The organism is Enterobacter sp. ENT02 (assembly GCF_019219165.1).
GTDB classification, from domain to species: Bacteria; Pseudomonadota; Gammaproteobacteria; order Enterobacterales; family Enterobacteriaceae; genus Enterobacter; species Enterobacter mori.
This window is the reverse complement of the sequence record NZ_JAHUWD010000006.1, coordinates 219,813-235,675: the sequence shown is the minus strand read 5'-3', so window position 1 is coordinate 235,675 and position 15,863 is coordinate 219,813. Positions and strand designations below refer to the sequence as shown.

Annotated in this window: 24 protein-coding genes; 6 read left to right on the top strand and 18 right to left on the bottom strand. The window is 50.7% G+C overall.

Annotated elements, in window-relative coordinates; translation table 11 throughout:
- Positions 1-351: 351 nt before the first annotated feature.
- Positions 352-906, top strand: coding sequence for a gamma carbonic anhydrase family protein (locus tag KW829_RS18270; protein WP_108418158.1), 555 nt, complete (start codon positions 352-354; stop codon positions 904-906).
- Here the strand turns inward: KW829_RS18270 and KW829_RS18265 are convergent.
- From KW829_RS18265 to dprA, 6 genes are read right to left on the bottom strand one after another with little or no spacing between them, the layout of a single operon-like run.
- Positions 882-1,130, bottom strand: coding sequence for a DUF1488 domain-containing protein (locus tag KW829_RS18265; protein WP_100167609.1), 249 nt, complete (start codon positions 1,128-1,130; stop codon positions 882-884). The genes KW829_RS18270 and KW829_RS18265 overlap by 25 nt on opposite strands.
- The gene (gene aroE / locus KW829_RS18260; protein WP_218308752.1) at positions 1,127-1,945 is read right to left on the bottom strand and encodes a shikimate dehydrogenase; all 819 of its coding nucleotides are present in this window, start codon (positions 1,943-1,945) and stop codon (positions 1,127-1,129) included. The genes KW829_RS18265 and aroE overlap by 4 nt, the downstream gene beginning before the upstream one ends.
- Positions 1,946-1,949: 4 nt before the next feature.
- Complete coding sequence (gene tsaC, locus KW829_RS18255) at positions 1,950-2,522, bottom strand: L-threonylcarbamoyladenylate synthase type 1 TsaC (RefSeq protein ID WP_042717084.1); 573 nt, start codon at positions 2,520-2,522, stop codon at positions 1,950-1,952.
- Positions 2,515-3,069 (bottom strand): type I DNA topoisomerase, encoded by a 555-nt coding sequence (locus KW829_RS18250; protein ID WP_172701811.1) that lies wholly within the window; start codon positions 3,067-3,069, stop codon positions 2,515-2,517. Before KW829_RS18250 ends, tsaC begins: the two co-directional genes overlap by 8 nt.
- A gap of 26 nt (positions 3,070-3,095) precedes the next feature.
- Positions 3,096-3,569, bottom strand: coding sequence for a DUF494 family protein Smg (smg, locus tag KW829_RS18245; RefSeq protein WP_042717081.1), 474 nt, complete (start codon positions 3,567-3,569; stop codon positions 3,096-3,098).
- A complete protein-coding gene (gene dprA / locus KW829_RS18240) occupies positions 3,541-4,665 on the bottom strand; it encodes a DNA-protecting protein DprA (protein WP_218308751.1) in 1,125 nt (374 codons plus the stop codon). The genes smg and dprA overlap by 29 nt, the downstream gene beginning before the upstream one ends.
- Positions 4,666-4,792: 127 nt before the next feature.
- Between dprA and def the strand changes: the two genes are divergently transcribed.
- The 5 genes from def (at position 4,793) to mscL (ending at position 9,573) form a co-directional block, all read left to right on the top strand.
- A complete protein-coding gene (def, locus tag KW829_RS18235) occupies positions 4,793-5,302 on the top strand; it encodes a peptide deformylase (protein ID WP_008503479.1) in 510 nt (169 codons plus the stop codon).
- 25 nt (positions 5,303-5,327) lie between these two features.
- Complete coding sequence (gene fmt / locus KW829_RS18230) at positions 5,328-6,275, top strand: methionyl-tRNA formyltransferase (RefSeq protein WP_218308750.1); 948 nt, start codon at positions 5,328-5,330, stop codon at positions 6,273-6,275.
- A 52-nt stretch (positions 6,276-6,327) separates the two neighbouring features.
- The gene (gene rsmB, locus KW829_RS18225; protein WP_089600754.1) at positions 6,328-7,614 is read left to right on the top strand and encodes a 16S rRNA (cytosine(967)-C(5))-methyltransferase RsmB; all 1,287 of its coding nucleotides are present in this window, start codon (positions 6,328-6,330) and stop codon (positions 7,612-7,614) included.
- A gap of 22 nt (positions 7,615-7,636) precedes the next feature.
- A complete protein-coding gene (trkA, locus tag KW829_RS18220; RefSeq protein WP_089600737.1) occupies positions 7,637-9,013 on the top strand; it encodes a Trk system potassium transporter TrkA in 1,377 nt (458 codons plus the stop codon).
- Positions 9,014-9,159: 146 nt separating this feature from the next.
- Positions 9,160-9,573: a large-conductance mechanosensitive channel protein MscL gene (gene mscL, locus KW829_RS18215; protein WP_042717071.1), complete on the top strand. Its 414-nt coding sequence runs from the start codon at positions 9,160-9,162 to the stop codon at positions 9,571-9,573.
- Here the strand turns inward: mscL and KW829_RS18210 are convergent.
- From KW829_RS18210 to rpmD, 12 genes are all read right to left on the bottom strand, one after another.
- Positions 9,547-9,789, bottom strand: a complete 243-nt coding sequence (locus tag KW829_RS18210; RefSeq protein WP_042717069.1) for an alternative ribosome-rescue factor A — start codon at positions 9,787-9,789, stop codon at positions 9,547-9,549. The two genes, mscL and KW829_RS18210, sit on opposite strands and share 27 nt — an antisense overlap.
- Before the next feature lie 57 nt (positions 9,790-9,846).
- Positions 9,847-10,278, bottom strand: a complete 432-nt coding sequence (gene zntR, locus KW829_RS18205) for a Zn(2+)-responsive transcriptional regulator (protein WP_042717067.1) — start codon at positions 10,276-10,278, stop codon at positions 9,847-9,849.
- Positions 10,279-10,280: 2 nt separating this feature from the next.
- Positions 10,281-10,649, bottom strand: a complete 369-nt coding sequence (locus KW829_RS18200) for a DUF1992 domain-containing protein (protein WP_218308749.1) — start codon at positions 10,647-10,649, stop codon at positions 10,281-10,283.
- Between the two features lie 106 nt (positions 10,650-10,755).
- Positions 10,756-11,139, bottom strand: a complete 384-nt coding sequence (gene rplQ, locus KW829_RS18195) for a 50S ribosomal protein L17 (protein WP_001216368.1) — start codon at positions 11,137-11,139, stop codon at positions 10,756-10,758.
- 40 nt (positions 11,140-11,179) lie between these two features.
- A complete protein-coding gene (gene rpoA / locus KW829_RS18190; RefSeq protein WP_002919219.1) occupies positions 11,180-12,169 on the bottom strand; it encodes a DNA-directed RNA polymerase subunit alpha in 990 nt (329 codons plus the stop codon).
- A gap of 25 nt (positions 12,170-12,194) precedes the next feature.
- Positions 12,195-12,815, bottom strand: a complete 621-nt coding sequence (rpsD, locus tag KW829_RS18185; RefSeq protein ID WP_042717062.1) for a 30S ribosomal protein S4 — start codon at positions 12,813-12,815, stop codon at positions 12,195-12,197.
- 33 nt (positions 12,816-12,848) lie between these two features.
- A complete protein-coding gene (gene rpsK, locus KW829_RS18180; protein WP_003863312.1) occupies positions 12,849-13,238 on the bottom strand; it encodes a 30S ribosomal protein S11 in 390 nt (129 codons plus the stop codon).
- A 16-nt stretch (positions 13,239-13,254) separates the two neighbouring features.
- Positions 13,255-13,611 carry a 30S ribosomal protein S13 gene (gene rpsM / locus KW829_RS18175; protein WP_003863308.1) on the bottom strand — a complete coding sequence of 119 codons (357 nt, stop codon included), beginning with the start codon at positions 13,609-13,611 and terminating at the stop codon, positions 13,255-13,257.
- Between the two features lie 146 nt (positions 13,612-13,757).
- Entirely contained in the window at positions 13,758-13,874 is a 117-nt protein-coding gene (gene rpmJ / locus KW829_RS18170; protein ID WP_000868187.1) for a 50S ribosomal protein L36, read from the bottom strand.
- Between the two features lie 31 nt (positions 13,875-13,905).
- Positions 13,906-15,237 (bottom strand): preprotein translocase subunit SecY, encoded by a 1,332-nt coding sequence (gene secY / locus KW829_RS18165; protein ID WP_003863305.1) that lies wholly within the window; start codon positions 15,235-15,237, stop codon positions 13,906-13,908.
- Positions 15,238-15,244: 7 nt separating this feature from the next.
- Positions 15,245-15,679 (bottom strand): 50S ribosomal protein L15, encoded by a 435-nt coding sequence (gene rplO, locus KW829_RS18160; protein WP_003863304.1) that lies wholly within the window; start codon positions 15,677-15,679, stop codon positions 15,245-15,247.
- A 3-nt stretch (positions 15,680-15,682) separates the two neighbouring features.
- Positions 15,683-15,862, bottom strand: a complete 180-nt coding sequence (gene rpmD, locus KW829_RS18155) for a 50S ribosomal protein L30 (RefSeq protein WP_003863301.1) — start codon at positions 15,860-15,862, stop codon at positions 15,683-15,685.
- Position 15,863: the final 1 nt, after the last annotated feature.

Sequence of the window (15,863 nt, the reverse complement as noted above, 5' to 3'; positions counted from 1 at the left end):
TGTCTGATAAATTGTTAAAGAGCAGTGCAACGCGGCTTTCGCTCACCGTTGCGAGGTGGCGTATATTACGCTTTCCTCTTTCAGAGTCAACCCGTTATTTCAGGATTTTTTCTCTTCAACCGACCCGATTGTTTGTGAAGTGATTCACATCTGCCGTGTCGATGGAGGCGCATTATAGGGATCCCATTTTTTAGCACAAGTGTTTTTTAGATCTTTTTTTCCGACTGCTGATTTTCCGCGCTTTTCGCTGAAATCCCGCCCGATCTGCTTAAATATTGACGTATTTTGCCTTGCCACGATCCCAAAATATGATCAAAGTCTTCTGTATAGCGTCCATCTGTCGAGGTAGATATGTCTGCAGTACTACGTCCTTATAAAGATCTGTTCCCCCAAAAAGGCGATCGCGTGATGATCGACGCCAGTAGCGTCGTGATTGGCGATGTCCGAATGGCCGATGATGTGAGTATCTGGCCACTGGTTGCGATCAGGGGAGATGTTAACTTTGTGTCTATCGGCGCACGCACCAACATTCAGGACGGCAGCGTTCTTCATGTGACGCATAAATCTTCTTATAACCCGGAAGGTAATCCTTTAATCGTCGGGGAAGACGTTACCGTCGGCCACAAAGTGATGCTCCACGGCTGCACGATAGGTAACAGGGTACTTGTTGGTATGGGTTCAATTTTACTGGATGGCGTAACAGTAGAAGATGACGTGATGATTGGAGCCGGTAGCCTGGTCCCGCAAAACAAACGTCTGGAAAGCGGCTATCTCTATTTAGGCAGCCCGGTAAAACAGATCCGCCCCTTAAAAGAGGCGGAGATCGAAGGATTAAAATACTCAGCAAATAACTACGTCAAATGGAAGAATGAATATCTGGATCAAGACAACCAGACCCAGCCTTGATCGTCTTCCTGCTGATCGCGGATTAAATCGCTGGCTTCCTCTTCAAGATCCCAGCGATTTTCGCAAAATACCGCTAACGGGTCTGAACCGCCAAAACGACGCAGTAGCGTTTCCCCAGTAATTGCACAGGTCAGCTGCATTCCGTGCACCAGCACCGGGAAACAAACCGCTTGCTGATTTTCATCCCAGATTTCTCTGTCAGGAAAGTGGATCGCCTGATTCACGCCATCAGTTCCTGTTTCAGTTTTTCGATCACGGGTTCCACTGCAGGCAACACACCGTGCCAGAGCAGTACTGCATGAGCTGCCTGGCCCACCAGCATGCCCAGACCATCAGCCAGATGCTTCGCGCCGTGTTGTTCACACCAGGTCAGAAAAGGTGTTTTGCCTTTCTGATAGAACATGTCGTAGCAATAAACGTGGGCACTTACCAACGAAGCAGGGATCGCGGGCACTTCACCGCCAATACCGCTGGAGGTCGCATTAATGACAAGATCGAACTCATGGTCGGCAAGGTCATCAAGCGCAATGGCACTGACGCTCCCGGTATGGGCGAACAGCGCAGCCAGCTCTTCTGCACGGGAGAATGTTCGGTTGGTAATCGTTACCGCACAATCCATTGAAAGAAGAGGAAGCAGCACGCCCCGTGATGCCCCGCCCGCGCCAATCAGCAGGATGCGGAAACCAGGCTTAATAAATGAGAGTCTTTCTAAATCGCTGAGTAAACCAATCCCATCAGTGTTATCACCCAGAAGTCGGCCGTCCTTGAGCTGTTTTAGCGTATTTACCGCACCAGCAAGCGCCGCGCGCTCGGTCAATTCATCCGCGCGTTCAAAAGCGTCTTCCTTAAAGGGGACTGTTACATTCGCACCTTTTCCACCCGCCTCGAAAAAAGCATTCAGCGTCGTCACAAATGCATCAACAGGGGCCAGCACACGACCATACGGATGCTCTATCTGCAGTTGTTCAGCAAATAGCTGATGGATTAACGGCGATTTACTGTGAGCGATCGGGTTACCAAAAACAGCATAGGTTTCCATGAGATTACCCCTGGCGAAAACGTTCGCCGGTCAAAGCGTCGCGAATTTCAGACGGATTCAGGCGCCCTCCCGTTTCACCGACAGCGACAGGAAAGTCATTCCCGAACTGCGCCAGTACTTCTTCGGTTGTCCGGCAAGGTGGCAATCCGGTCAGGTTGGCGCTGGTTGAGACCAGCGGTTTACCAAATGCCAGACAAAGCTCAACCACCAGCGGATGGTCAGTTACGCGAACGGCGAGGGAATCAAAGCGTCCGGTTAACCAGCGCGGCGTTGTCGGCTGCGCCGGGAAAACGAAAGTCACCGGTCCAGGCCACGCGGAGAAGATACTCTCGCGCTGCGCCGGCGTCAGCATGGAATCATCGATGTAGGGTTTAAGCTGCTCGTAATTAGCAGCGATCAAAATTAGCCCTTTCTCGACGGGTCTTTGCTTTAGGGTGAGCAATCGGCTCACAGCGGTCTCGCTGTCAGGATCGCAACCGACCCCAAAAACAGCTTCTGTTGGATAGGCGATGACTTCTTCATTTTTCAGTACGTCCACGGCATGGGCAATGGAGCCTGATGGCAGGTTATTATTCACTGTTTTGATCCGCCGAAACCGGCTTTCCACATTGTTTACTGGCGCAGAAGCGTTTCATGCCTTGCGCGGTTTTCTTTTCTATAAGTAGCGGATAATTGCAATGAGGGCAGGTTCCCGCTACCGGTTTAAAATTGATAACGAACTGGCATTCAGGGTAGCGATCGCACGAATGGAAGTTCTTACCATAACGGGAGCGGCGTTGTACCAGTTGACCGCGCTGACACTGAGGACACGCAATCGCCGTTTCATCTGGCTTATCAATTTGTTCCGTATGCTCACATTCGGGGTAGCGGCTACATCCAATAAACATGCCGAAACGTCCCTGCCGCAGAGCTAATTCGCCACCGCAGAGTGGGCAATACTGACCCTCCAGAATTTTCACGATATGTCCATCCGCCTGGCTCTTCAGGGGACGGACATAATCACATTCCGGATACTGTGAACAACCGAGAAACGGGCCGTGTTTCCCGGACCGAATGACGAGCTCAGCCCCGCACTGTGGGCAGGGCTCGTTTTTGTGCACCGTGAATAGTGCTGATTTGGCCATAACAACTCTTGGTCCCGCACATTGAATTAGTGCAGCATACCTTCATTCACTTCAAAGAGTAATTCTTCCATTTGCTGATAGGCATTTTCACAGCCTGGGATATTGAACAGAACCATCAGGATCACCCACTTGAGGTCTTCCAGCTCGAATTCTGCCGTATCCAGCGCCATGACGCGCTCTATCACCATTTCTCGCGTTTCGAGGTTTAGCACCTGAATCTGCTCAAGGAATAAGATGAATCCCCGGCAGCTGGCATCCAGCCTTTCACACTCTTCAGCGGTGTAAATGCGTACAGATAAGGGATCGGAAGCAAGCTGCATCGGTTCGGCGAGGCCGTCCTGATAATCAGCCAGTTTATCCAACCACATCAACGCATTGTAAATATCTTCCCGCTCAAATCCTGCTTCGGTAAGATCCCGTGTCAATTTGTCCTGATCCACGCGCATTTCTGCTTCGTTGTGGATGTAAGTCTCAAACAAATACATCAGTACGTCGAACATGGCATGCCCTCCTTAATCGGACATAGCCGCCGGGTACAGCTGCGATCCACCCTGCTAACTCCAGTTCAAGTAGCTGTGCTACCGTTACTGGCACAGGTTGGCCGGCACGTTCAGCGACAACGTCAACAGGTGTTACCTCATCTCCTACGTTAGCCAGGAGCTTGGGAAATGGCAATGCCACCTTCTCCTGATCTGACGAATAATGTTGCTTTTTAGGTTCATCTGTTAACCAGTGCAAGCCATACCGTAAATTTTCCAGGATATCCTCTATGCAAGTCACAGGCGTTGCGCCTTGCTTTATTAGCCAGTGCGGCCCCTCACATCCTGGATTTCCGATCGGACCGGGTAAAGCAAAGACCTCTCGCCCCTGTTCTAGCGCACATCTTGCCGTAACCAACGAACCGCTTCGCAAAGCAGCCTCAACGACCAGCACGCCCTGACTTAACCCACTAATAATCCTGTTACGTCGAGGGAAATTCGCCGGTCTGGGGGGCGTAGAAAGTGAGAATTCAGACACGAGCGCCCCCTCCGAATGAATAAGCCGCCTGGCCAGGGTCTGATGGCGACGGGGATAGATGCTAAAGAGTCCATTACCCAACACCGCCACGCTTGTGCCTTGTACTGACAATGCAGCGTTGTGGGCCACACCGTCAATGCCACAGGCCAGGCCGCTGGTAATCGTGAAACCGCATTGTGAGAGCTGTTCACTCAGGATCCTTCCCCATCGCTCACCATACCAGGAGGGCGCGCGACTTCCGACAACAGCAAGTTGAACGGCATTAAGGGCCTCAAGGTTCCCCGTCACGAATAATGCCCCGGGATAATCAGGAAAAGTGCGAAGCAAAGGAGGATAAAGGGGATGGTCGGCAGTTAAGAGATGGTTCCCCGGCTGTTCCAGCCACACCTGGCTACGCTCAAGCTCACCTACACTTAGAGCAAGAAATCGCCCAGCCTGCGTTGCTGACAATCCGGCTTCTCGAAGCGTCACGCCATCAATCGTTGTCTGTTTACTGAGCTGTGATGCGGCTTCCAGCATTGCATCACCACATAGAGAACCTATGTGAATTAACCGTAACCATATCTCTGTCGACGTCATCCTTTCCCCTGCCACAAGCAGCCTCCGCAATCATTGCGATTGGTCACTGATGCTGTCAATCGATGAGGGATTTGTCTAGAATAGAGGTAGTATTCTTATCAACTCCTGAACACGACTCTGGAAATTTATGGCAGTTTTGCAAGTGTTACATATTCCGGACGAGCGCCTTCGCATCGTCGCTGAACCGGTTAAAGAAGTGAATGCAGAAATTCAGCGTATCGTCGATGATATGTTCGATACCATGTACGCCGAAGAAGGTATTGGGCTGGCGGCGACTCAGGTAGACATTCACAAGCGTATTATCGTGATTGATGTCTCTGAGAATCGCGATGGCCGCCTGGTGCTGATCAACCCGGAACTGCTTGAAAAGAGCGGTGAAACGGGTATTGAAGAAGGCTGCCTCTCCATTCCGGAACAGCGTGCTTTAGTACCGCGAGCAGAAAAAGTGAAGATTCGCGCTCTGGATCGTGACGGTAATCCGTTCGAGCTGGAAGCAGACGACCTGCTGGCAATTTGTATTCAGCATGAGATGGATCACCTGGTCGGTAAACTGTTTATCGATTACCTCTCGCCACTCAAGCAGCAGCGTATTCGTCAGAAAGTAGAGAAACTGGATCGCTTGCGTTCTCGCGCCTAAGATCCCCCCGGATACAAGGATCAACGTGTCTAAAACACTACGTATTATCTTCGCGGGTACCCCTGATTTTGCAGCGCGTCATCTCGACGCGCTGTTATCTTCTGGTCACAAGGTTGTTGGCGTCTTTACACAACCGGACCGTCCGGCTGGTCGTGGGAAAAAGCTCATGCCGAGCCCGGTTAAAGTGCTGGCCGAAGAACATGGATTACCCATTTACCAGCCTGCATCCTTGCGCCCTCAGGAAAATCAGCAGTTAGTGGCAGACCTGAACGCGGATGTCATGGTGGTAGTGGCTTACGGTTTAATCTTGCCAAAAGCCGTGCTGGATATGCCACGCCTGGGCTGTGTCAACGTGCATGGTTCTCTTCTTCCACGCTGGCGCGGGGCGGCACCTATTCAACGCTCTCTGTGGGCTGGCGATGCTGAAACTGGCGTCACCATCATGAAGATGGACGTAGGTTTAGACACCGGTGACATGCTGTTTAAGCTGGCCTGTCCAATTACTAACGAAGATACCAGTGCCACACTTTACGACAAGCTGGCAGATTTGGGCCCGCAGGGTCTCATTGAGACGCTGCAACAGCTTGCTGATAATACGGCGACACCTGAAGTTCAGGACGAAGCGCTGGTAACCTATGCCGAGAAACTCAGCAAAGAAGAAGCTCAGCTCGACTGGTCACTGTCTGCCGCTCAGCTTGAACGCTGCATCCGCGCTTTTAATCCGTGGCCAATGAGCTGGATGATGATTGACGATCAGCCGGTGAAAGTCTGGAAAGCCTCCGTTATTGATGGCGTTACCTCTGAAGAACCCGGCACAATTATTGAAGCCAGCAAGCAAGGTATTCAGGTCGCAACCGCGAAAGGCATTCTAAATCTTGAGTCTCTGCAACCTGCGGGTAAGAAAGCAATGAGCGCCCAGGATTTGTTAAATTCCCGTCGCGAATGGTTTATTCCTGGCAACCGTCTTGCCTGACCCCTTTCATTTTTAAGGCCCGGTGTTTCCGGGCATTTTTATTTTTACGGCTATGAAAAAACAAAATCTACGCAGTATGGCGGCACAGGCCGTTGAGCAAGTTGTCGAACAGGGCCAGTCACTCAGTAATGTCCTGCCCCCACTGCAGCAGAAGGTGTCCGATAAAGACAAAGCACTGCTTCAGGAGCTGTGCTTTGGCGTTCTACGCACCCTTTCTCAGCTTGAGTGGTTAATTAGCAAGCTAATGTCACGCCCTATGACCGGCAAGCAACGCACCATTCATTATTTGATCATGGTGGGCTTCTACCAGTTGCTTCATACACGCATTCCTCCTCATGCCGCGCTGGCTGAAACGGTGGAAGGTGCCGTTGCGGTTAAACGCCCTCAACTTAAGGGTTTGATCAACGGCGTACTACGTCAATTCCAGCGACAGCAGGAAGAGCTTCTGGCTGAATTTTCCCGCAGCGAAGCACGTTTCCTGCATCCGGAATGGCTGTTGAAGCGCCTGAAAAAAGCCTGGCCACAGCAGTGGCAGGATATTGCTGACGCCAATAACCAGCGCCCGCCGATGTGGCTACGCGTCAACCGTAATCACCATACTCGCGACGCATGGCTGGCTATGCTGGAAGAAGCCGGAATGAATGGATTCACACATGAAGCCTACCCGGATGCCGTGCGTTTAGCCTCTCCGGCACCGGTACACGTGCTTCCCGGGTTTGAAAATGGCTGGGTCACCGTTCAGGATGCTTCAGCTCAAGGGTGTATGACCTGGCTTGAGCCACAAAATGGTGAGCAGATCCTCGATCTCTGCGCAGCCCCTGGCGGTAAAACGACACATATTCTGGAAGTTGCTCCGCAGGCGAGCGTAATGGCAGTTGATGTTGATGAACAGCGTCTTTCTCGCGTCTACGATAACCTGAAGCGTCTTGGAATGAAGGCTCAGGTCAAGCAAGGCGACGGACGTAAACCTGCAGAATGGTGTGGCGAATCGCAGTTTGATCGCATTTTACTGGATGCTCCCTGCTCGGCGACGGGCGTGATTCGTCGTCATCCAGACATTAAATGGCTACGCCGGGATCGCGATATTACAGAGCTGGCCCAACTGCAATCCGACATTCTCGATGCTATCTGGCCACATCTTAAACCAGGCGGAACGTTGGTCTATGCAACCTGCTCCGTACTTCCGGAAGAAAACAGCCAGCAAATTGCGGCCTTCCTTAAGCGAACCCCTGATGCAACATTACGCGATACAGGCACGCCGGAACGACCTGGCCAGCAGAATCTCCCTGGCGCCGAAGAGGGCGATGGTTTTTTTTACGCTAAGCTAATCAAAGAGTGATGTTGAGAACAGGTCACGAGATATGAAAATTATCATTCTGGGTGCAGGACAGGTTGGCGGAACGTTAGCTGAAAATCTTGTTGGCGAAAACAATGACATCACGATTGTTGATACCAATGGCGATCGGCTGCGCGTTTTGCAGGACAAGTTTGACCTTCGCGTCGTGCAGGGTCATGGTTCACATCCTCGCGTTCTGCGTGAGGCAGGCGCTGACGATGCCGATATGCTGGTTGCCGTCACCAGCTCTGATGAAACCAATATGGTGGCATGCCAGGTTGCCTACTCGCTTTTCAACACCCCGAACAGAATTGCCCGTATCCGTTCTCCGGACTATGTTCGCGATGCAGAAAAACTGTTTAATTCTGAAGCGGTACCGATTGATCACCTGATCGCGCCAGAACAACTCGTTATCGACAATATCTATCGCCTGATTGAATATCCGGGCGCTTTGCAGGTTGTGAATTTTGCGGAAGGTAAAGTAAGCCTGGCAGTGGTGAAAGCCTATTACGGCGGCCCACTCATTGGTAATGCCTTGTCTACGATGCGTGAGCACATGCCACATATCGATACTCGCGTCGCTGCCATTTTCCGCCACGACAGGCCTATTCGGCCGCAAGGCTCAACGATTGTTGAAGCCGGTGATGAGGTTTTCTTTATTGCCGCATCTCAGCATATCCGTGCGGTGATGAGCGAGCTTCAGCGTCTTGAAAAGCCTTATAAACGCATCATGCTGGTCGGCGGTGGGAATATTGGCGCAGGTCTGGCGAGACGACTGGAAAAAGACTATAGCGTGAAGTTGATCGAACGCGATCAACAGCGCGCTTCTGAACTCGCTGAAAAGCTGCAGAATACGATCGTATTTTATGGTGATGCGTCCGATCAAGAATTGCTGGCCGAAGAGCATATCGATCAAGTTGATCTGTTTATTGCCGTCACCAACGACGACGAAGCGAATATTATGTCTGCGATGCTCGCCAAACGAATGGGAGCAAAAAAGGTTATGGTACTTATCCAGCGCCGCGCCTATGTTGACCTCGTTCAGGGAAGCGTCATTGATATCGCCATTTCGCCACAGCAAGCGACAATTTCAGCCCTGCTAAGTCATGTCCGTAAAGCGGATATCGTCGGTGTTTCTTCGCTTCGTCGCGGTGTTGCTGAAGCCATTGAGGCCGTGGCGCACGGTGATGAAACCACATCACGCGTTGTGGGTCGTTCAATTGATGAAATCAAATTACCCCCGGGCACAATCATTGGGGCTGTGGTGCGCGGGAACGATGTCATGATCGCCAATGATAATTTACGCATCGAGCAAGGGGACCACGTAATTATGTTCCTTACCGATAAAAAGTTTATTACAGACGTCGAACGCTTATTCCAGCCAAGTCCATTCTTCCTGTAATGATTCAGGTGCTCGGGTTAGAGCACCTGATTATTAACCTTTAAATTTATAAGACTTTTATTTTTCATAACCTTTATTTATCCTCGATGGCAATTAGCTAATCATTTGTTAAACTTATAGTCGTCAGCTGGCACAAGGAGAACATAATGAGTTTCATGAAAGAATTTCGCGAATTTGCGATGCGCGGGAATGTGGTAGATTTAGCTGTGGGTGTCATTATTGGTGCTGCGTTCGGTAAGATCGTTTCATCACTGGTTGCCGACATAATTATGCCGCCGTTGGGGCTATTAATTGGGGGCATTGACTTCAAACAGTTCGCCGTCACGCTCAGAGATGCACAGGGAGATATCCCGGCAGTCGTTATGCACTATGGCGTATTTATTCAGAATATTTTTGATTTCGTGATCGTGGCGTTTGCGATTTTTATGGCGATCAAGCTCATCAACAAGCTCAACCGTAAAAAAGAAGAACCGGCAGCGGCACCGCCAGCCCCTTCTAAAGAAGAAGTTTTACTGACTGAAATTCGCGATCTGTTAAAAGAGCAGAATAACCGCTCCTGACAGAACACTAAAAGCAGGAAGGCCAGTGGTAAATAAGCGATTCGCTTTTTTGCCACTGGCCTCCCAGTTACCCCGATTCCCATGTTTCCCTTTACGCAGATAACTCCCTTTCCCTTTTTTATTCTTCTCAACGCGCTGTCTGAAAAGCGGGTCGTGAAGTAATGCCTCAATGGCGTTATCCTTAATTTGTCCCTTCGTATGCTGATAGCGGCTCATAATTTCTCCTGAGCATGGTTTATGTTGACGCGAGTGTAGGCCCGGACAGAGGGAAAATCAACACCCCTGCGTTTCCGTTTCGCCACTGGCGCCCTGTTCAAGGGCTTCAAGAATAGAGCAATAAATGCTGCTGTGCGCAGTACCACAGCATGCGTCATTCAATCTTTGCAGGGAACGCTGCATTGTCTGCAATTCCTGAATTCGGGCCTCAACTTCATCCAGTCGGGCCTGGACGATGCTTTTTGATTCCTGGCAAGTGTGGTGCGCCGGATCGATGCGGATCGACAGTAACTCACGGATCGACTCCAGAGTGAAACCAAGCTGCCGTGCATAGCGGATAAACCGAAGACGCTGGAGATCGTTGTCGGTATAAAGACGGAATCCACCTTCCGTTCTCACCTCATGATCTATCATTTGCTGTTTCTCGTAGTAACGGATGGTATCTGGCGTTACGTTAGCGAGCTTTGCAAGTTCACCAATACGATACATAGTTATTCCTCATCGATTTTCTGCATTAACCTTTCACAATATTCACCGCGCAAAAAGTCAGTGCTCACACCAGCCTGGCGGAGTTTAAGCTCAATCAGCGTCAGTCGGCGGCTGAGCTCATTATGTCGTGGGTCATCTTTGCGAACACTTTTAAGTAGATCAACAAGTTCAATTGCCTCTCTTCGCTGTTCAAGTTCCGGAGGCAAACAGCCCGCATTTTTAAGTAAGCGGTATCCAGCACGTAATTCAGGTGCGATGTGCGAATCATCCTCCAACACGAGCGGTTCGCCGCTTCCTGGAAGATTATCGAATTCACCTTTGCGTTGGGCATCGCTGATATGGCGCTCTACCCATTCATCGAGTAACCACATGATGATCTCCGCGGATGAACAGAAAAGATACAGATAGTGTAGAGAGGTGATGATACTGAGGATATAAAAAAACCCGCCGGAGCGGGTTTTTTTACGTTACTACAGATTACTCTGCAGCAGCTTCTGCTTTCTCTGAACGATCAACCAGCTCGATGTAAGCCATCGGCGCGTTGTCGCCTGCACGGAAGCCACACTTCAGAATACGAGTGTAACCACCTGCACGGCTCGCGAAACGCGGGCCCAGTTCGTTAAACAGTTTTGCCACGATCTCGTTATCACGAGTACGGGCGAATGCCAGACGACGATTAGCAACGCTGTCAGTCTTGGCAAGAGTAATCAGCGGCTCAACTACGCGACGCAGCTCTTTCGCTTTAGGCAGGGTCGTCTTGATGATCTCATGACGAACCAGTGAACCTGCCATGTTGCGGAACATAGCCTGGCGATGGCTGCTGTTGCGGTTCAGTTGACGACCACTCTTACGATGGCGCATGACCTTATCCTTCTCAGTAAAACCTTAACCTGTGATCCGGTTACTCGTCAGCAATGCTTGCCGGTGGCCAGTTTTCCAGGCGCATGCCCAGAGACAGACCACGTGAAGCCAGCACGTCTTTAATCTCAGTAAGAGATTTTTTACCCAGGTTCGGCGTTTTCAGCAACTCAACCTCGGTACGCTGTACCAGATCACCGATATAGTGGATAGCTTCTGCCTTAAGGCAGTTAGCAGAGCGGACAGTCAATTCCAGATCGTCAACAGGGCGCAGCAGGATCGGATCGAATTCTGGTTTCTCTTCTTTCACTTCCGGCTGACGTACATCACGTAAGTCAACGAAAGCTTCCAGTTGTTCTGCCAGGATGGTTGCCGCACGACGAATCGCCTCTTCAGGATCGATTGTGCCGTTGGTTTCCATTTCGATGACCAGCTTGTCCAGGTCGGTACGCTGTTCTACACGCGCTGCTTCAACATTGTAGGCAATACGCTCTACAGGGCTGTAGCATGCGTCGACCAGCAGACGGCCGATTGGGCGCTCATCTTCTTCCGAATGAATTCGGGCAGAAGCCGGCACATAACCACGACCGCGCTGAACTTTGATACGCATGCTAATAGCTGCGTTCTCATCGGTCAGGTGGCAGATCACGTGCTGCGGCTTGACGATTTCAACATCACCGTCGTGGGTGATGTCGGCTGCAGTCACAGGGCCAATGCCAGATTTATTCAGAGTAAGAATAACTTCATCTTTACCCTGAACTCTCACCGCCAGCCCTTTCAGGTTGAGCAGGATTTCAAGGATATCTTCCTGAACGCCTTCTTTGGTGCTGTACTCATGAAGTACACCATCAATCTCAACCTCGGTCACCGCGCAACCCGGCATCGATGAGAGCAGAATACGGCGCAGTGCGTTACCCAGAGTATGGCCAAAGCCACGCTCTAAAGGCTCAAGGGTCACCTTGGCGTGCGTCGAACTCACTTGCTCGATATCTACCAGGCGCGGTTTTAGAAACTCTGTCACAGAACCCTGCATTGTGTCCTCTCTTTGGTACTAAGCTTTACTTGGAGTAAAGCTCGACGATCAGGTGTTCGTTAATGTCCGCAGACAGATCAGAACGTTCTGGCTGACGCTTGAACGTACCTTCCATCTTGCCAGCATCAACTTCCAGCCAGGTTGGCTTTTCACGCTGCTCAGCCAGCTCCAGAGCGGCCTTCACGCGAGATTGCTTTTTCGCTTTCTCACGAATGCTAACAACGTCATTCGCTTTAACCTGATAAGAAGCGATGTTAACAACACGACCGTTTACCATGATTGCTTTGTGGCTAACCAGCTGACGTGATTCAGCACGAGTAGCGCCGAAGCCCATACGGTATACAACGTTGTCCAGACGACCTTCCAGCAGAGCCAGCAGGTTTTCACCTGTGTTGCCTTTCAGACGTGCTGCTTCTTTATAGTAGTTACGGAACTGACGCTCCAGCACACCGTAGGTACGGCGAACTTTTTGCTTTTCACGCAACTGCACACCATAGTCAGACAGACGCGGTTTACGCGCACCGTGCTGGCCAGGAGCTTGTTCAATTTTACACTTGGTATCGATCGCGCGAACGCCAGACTTAAGGAATAAGTCGGTGCCCTCACGACGGCTCAGCTTGAGCTTAGGACCCAAATATCTTGCCATTTTCTATCTCCAACTAACCTAAAAAACGGAGCGTTATACGCGACGTTTTTTCGGCGGACGACAACCGTTATGAGGGATCGGAGTCACATCAGTAATATTAGTGATGCGGAAACCAGCGGCGTTCAGAGCGCGAACAGTAGATTCACGACCCGGACCCGGACCTTTAACCATAACTTCCAGATTCTTGATGCCGTATTCTTTTACGGCTTCAGCGCAACGCTCTGCTGCAACCTGAGCTGCGAACGGAGTGGATTTGCGAGAACCACGGAAACCGGAACCACCGGCTGTTGCCCAACCCAATGCGTTACCCTGACGATCAGTAATAGTAACGATGGTGTTGTTGAAAGAAGCATGGATATGAGCCACGCCGTCAGAGACTTGTTTTCTTACACGTTTACGTGCACGAACTGGTGCCTTTGCCATTATTCAATCACCCCGATTATTTCTTGATCGGTTTGCGCGGACCCTTACGGGTACGTGCGTTGGTCTTAGTACGCTGACCGCGCACTGGCAGACCACGACGATGACGCAAACCGCGATAGCAACCAAGATCCATCAGGCGCTTGATGCTCATGCTGATTTCACGGCGCAGATCACCTTCAACGACAAATTTGGCAACTTCGTCACGCAGCGTGTCGATTTGTTCTTCAGACAGCTCACTGATCTTAACATCTTCAGCGATACCCGCTGCAGCCAGAATGGCTTTAGAACGGGTCTTGCCGACGCCGTAGATCGAAGTTAATGCGATCACAGCATGTTTCTGATCAGGAATGTTAATGCCTGCTATACGGGCCACTATGCACTCCTACTATTTAATATGTACGCACCATGCTGAAAAGCCCGTTTTCAGGATACTCAAATGGAAACGTACAGACATACAAAAGATTGGCTGGCTAATCTAGCCAGCTCAACCCAACTTTGCAAGAAAAATATGCGAAATAATCAGCCTTGGCGCTGTTTATGCTTCGGCTCGGCACTGCAAATCACACGGATGACACCATCACGCTTAACGATTTTGCAGTTACGGCATAATTTCTTGACGGAAGCACGAACTTTCATTTTTACTCTCCGTAACTTCTCAGGCGACCATTTAGCGGCCGTAGCCTTTCAGGTTCGCCTTCTTCAATGCAGACTCATACTGACTGGACATCATCAGAGTTTGCACTTGAGCCATAAAGTCCATAATCACGACAACAACGATAAGCAGTGAGGTCCCACCGAAGTAGAACGGTACTTTCATTGCATCACGCATGAACTCCGGGATCAGGCAGATAAAAGTAATATAAAGCGCACCAACCAAAGTCAGGCGAGTCATTACTTTATCGATATACTTCGCCGTTTGCTCTCCCGGACGAATTCCTGGTACAAATGCACCGGACTTCTTCAGGTTATCTGCTGTTTCACGCGGGTTGAAGACCAACGCCGTGTAGAAGAAACAGAAGAAGATGATCGCAGACGCATAGAGTAACACATAAAGTGGTTGCCCAGGCTGCAAATACAGCGAAATTGTTGTCAGCCAGTTCCAACCAGTACCGCCCCCGAACCATGACGCGATGGTTGCCGGGAACAGAATAATACTGGAAGCGAAGATAGCCGGGATAACCCCCGCCATATTCACTTTCAGCGGTAAATGTGTGCTCTGTGCAGCATAGACACGACGACCCTGCTGACGTTTAGCGTAGTTCACCACAATGCGGCGCTGACCACGTTCAACGAAGACAACAAAGAACGTCACTGCAAATACTAATACTGCAACCAACAGCAACAGGAGGAAGTGCAGGTCGCCTTGACGCGCTTGCTCGATAGTATGGGCGATGGCTGGCGGGAGACCCGCAACAATACCGGCGAAGATGATGATTGAGATACCGTTACCGATACCACGCTCAGTAATCTGTTCGCCGAGCCACATCAGGAACATCGTCCCTGTGACCAGACTTACAACAGCGGTGAAATAGAATGCAAAGCCCGGGTTTAACACCAGGCCCTGCATACCAGGCATATTCGGAAGACCGGTAGCAATACCGATCGACTGGAATATTGCCAGCACCAGAGTGCCGTAACGGGTGTACTGGCTAATCTTACGACGTCCAGACTCCCCTTCTTTCTTCAGCTCTGCCAGGGCCGGATGAACGACCGTCAGCAGCTGGATAATAATTGATGCCGAAATGTACGGCATAATACCCAGTGCAAAGATAGAAGCACGGCTGAGAGCACCACCAGAGAACATGTTGAACATTTCAATGATGGTGCCTCGCTGTTGCTCAAGCAGTTTGGCAAGTACAGCGGCATCGATACCAGGGATCGGAATAAAAGAGCCAATACGGAACACAATCAGCGCGCCGATAACAAACAGCAGTCTGCGTTTCAGCTCGCCAAATCCACCTTTGGCACTTTGAAAATCTAATCCCGGTTGCTTAGCCATCTGCTACTTATTCCTCAATTTTACCGCCAGCAGCTTCGATAGCAGCACGAGCACCTTTAGTAACACGCAGGCCACGAACAGTTACCGGAGTAGAAACTTCACCAGCCAGGATCACTTTCGCGAACTCGATCTGGATACCGATAATGTTTGCTGCTTTCAGCGTGTTCAGGTCTACAACGCCGCCTTCAACTTTCGCCAGGTCAGACAGACGGATTTCCGCTGTGATCGCTGCTTTGCGAGAGGTGAAGCCGAACTTCGGCAGACGACGGTACAGTGGCATCTGGCCACCCTCGAAACCGCGACGTACGCCACCGCCAGAACGAGAGTTCTGACCTTTGTGACCACGACCACCGGTTTTGCCGAGGCCAGAACCGATACCACGACCCAGGCGTTTACCCGCCTTTTTAGAGCCTTCGGCCGGAGACAGAGTATTTAAACGCATCTCTTACTCCTCAACTTTAACCATGAAGTAAACCGCGTTGACCATACCACGAACAGCAGGAGTATCCTCGCGCTCAACGGTATGACCAATACGACGCAGACCCAGGCCAAGCAGCGTTGCCTTGTGTTTCGGCAGACGACCGATTGCACTGCGGGTTTGAGTGATTTTAATAGTCTTTGCCATG

Bases quoted from the DNA above. Each gene is read 5' to 3' on its own strand.
- rpoA (WP_002919219.1), bottom strand. From the start codon at position 12,169: ATGCAGGGTTCTGTGACAGAGTTTCTAAAACCGCGCCTGGTAGATATC.
- mscL (WP_042717071.1), top strand. From the start codon at position 9,160: ATGAGTTTCATGAAAGAATTTCGCGAATTTGCGATGCGCGGGAATGTG.
- KW829_RS18210 (WP_042717069.1), bottom strand. From the start codon at position 9,789: ATGAGCCGCTATCAGCATACGAAGGGACAAATTAAGGATAACGCCATT.
- KW829_RS18200 (WP_218308749.1), bottom strand. From the start codon at position 10,649: ATGTGGTTACTCGATGAATGGGTAGAGCGCCATATCAGCGATGCCCAA.
- zntR (WP_042717067.1), bottom strand. From the start codon at position 10,278: ATGTATCGTATTGGTGAACTTGCAAAGCTCGCTAACGTAACGCCAGAT.
- def (WP_008503479.1), top strand. From the start codon at position 4,793: ATGGCAGTTTTGCAAGTGTTACATATTCCGGACGAGCGCCTTCGCATC.
- rpmJ (WP_000868187.1), bottom strand. From the start codon at position 13,874: ATGAAAGTTCGTGCTTCCGTCAAGAAATTATGCCGTAACTGCAAAATC.
- rplQ (WP_001216368.1), bottom strand. From the start codon at position 11,139: ATGCGCCATCGTAAGAGTGGTCGTCAACTGAACCGCAACAGCAGCCAT.
- trkA (WP_089600737.1), top strand. From the start codon at position 7,637: ATGAAAATTATCATTCTGGGTGCAGGACAGGTTGGCGGAACGTTAGCT.
- rpmD (WP_003863301.1), bottom strand. From the start codon at position 15,862: ATGGCAAAGACTATTAAAATCACTCAAACCCGCAGTGCAATCGGTCGT.
- KW829_RS18270 (WP_108418158.1), top strand. From the start codon at position 352: ATGTCTGCAGTACTACGTCCTTATAAAGATCTGTTCCCCCAAAAAGGC.
- rsmB (WP_089600754.1), top strand. From the start codon at position 6,328: ATGAAAAAACAAAATCTACGCAGTATGGCGGCACAGGCCGTTGAGCAA.
- secY (WP_003863305.1), bottom strand. From the start codon at position 15,237: ATGGCTAAGCAACCGGGATTAGATTTTCAAAGTGCCAAAGGTGGATTT.
- KW829_RS18250 (WP_172701811.1), bottom strand. From the start codon at position 3,069: ATGGCCAAATCAGCACTATTCACGGTGCACAAAAACGAGCCCTGCCCA.
- rpsD (WP_042717062.1), bottom strand. From the start codon at position 12,815: ATGGCAAGATATTTGGGTCCTAAGCTCAAGCTGAGCCGTCGTGAGGGC.
- rplO (WP_003863304.1), bottom strand. From the start codon at position 15,679: ATGCGTTTAAATACTCTGTCTCCGGCCGAAGGCTCTAAAAAGGCGGGT.
- dprA (WP_218308751.1), bottom strand. From the start codon at position 4,665: ATGACGTCGACAGAGATATGGTTACGGTTAATTCACATAGGTTCTCTA.
- smg (WP_042717081.1), bottom strand. From the start codon at position 3,569: ATGTTCGACGTACTGATGTATTTGTTTGAGACTTACATCCACAACGAA.
- aroE (WP_218308752.1), bottom strand. From the start codon at position 1,945: ATGGAAACCTATGCTGTTTTTGGTAACCCGATCGCTCACAGTAAATCG.
- rpsK (WP_003863312.1), bottom strand. From the start codon at position 13,238: ATGGCAAAGGCACCAGTTCGTGCACGTAAACGTGTAAGAAAACAAGTC.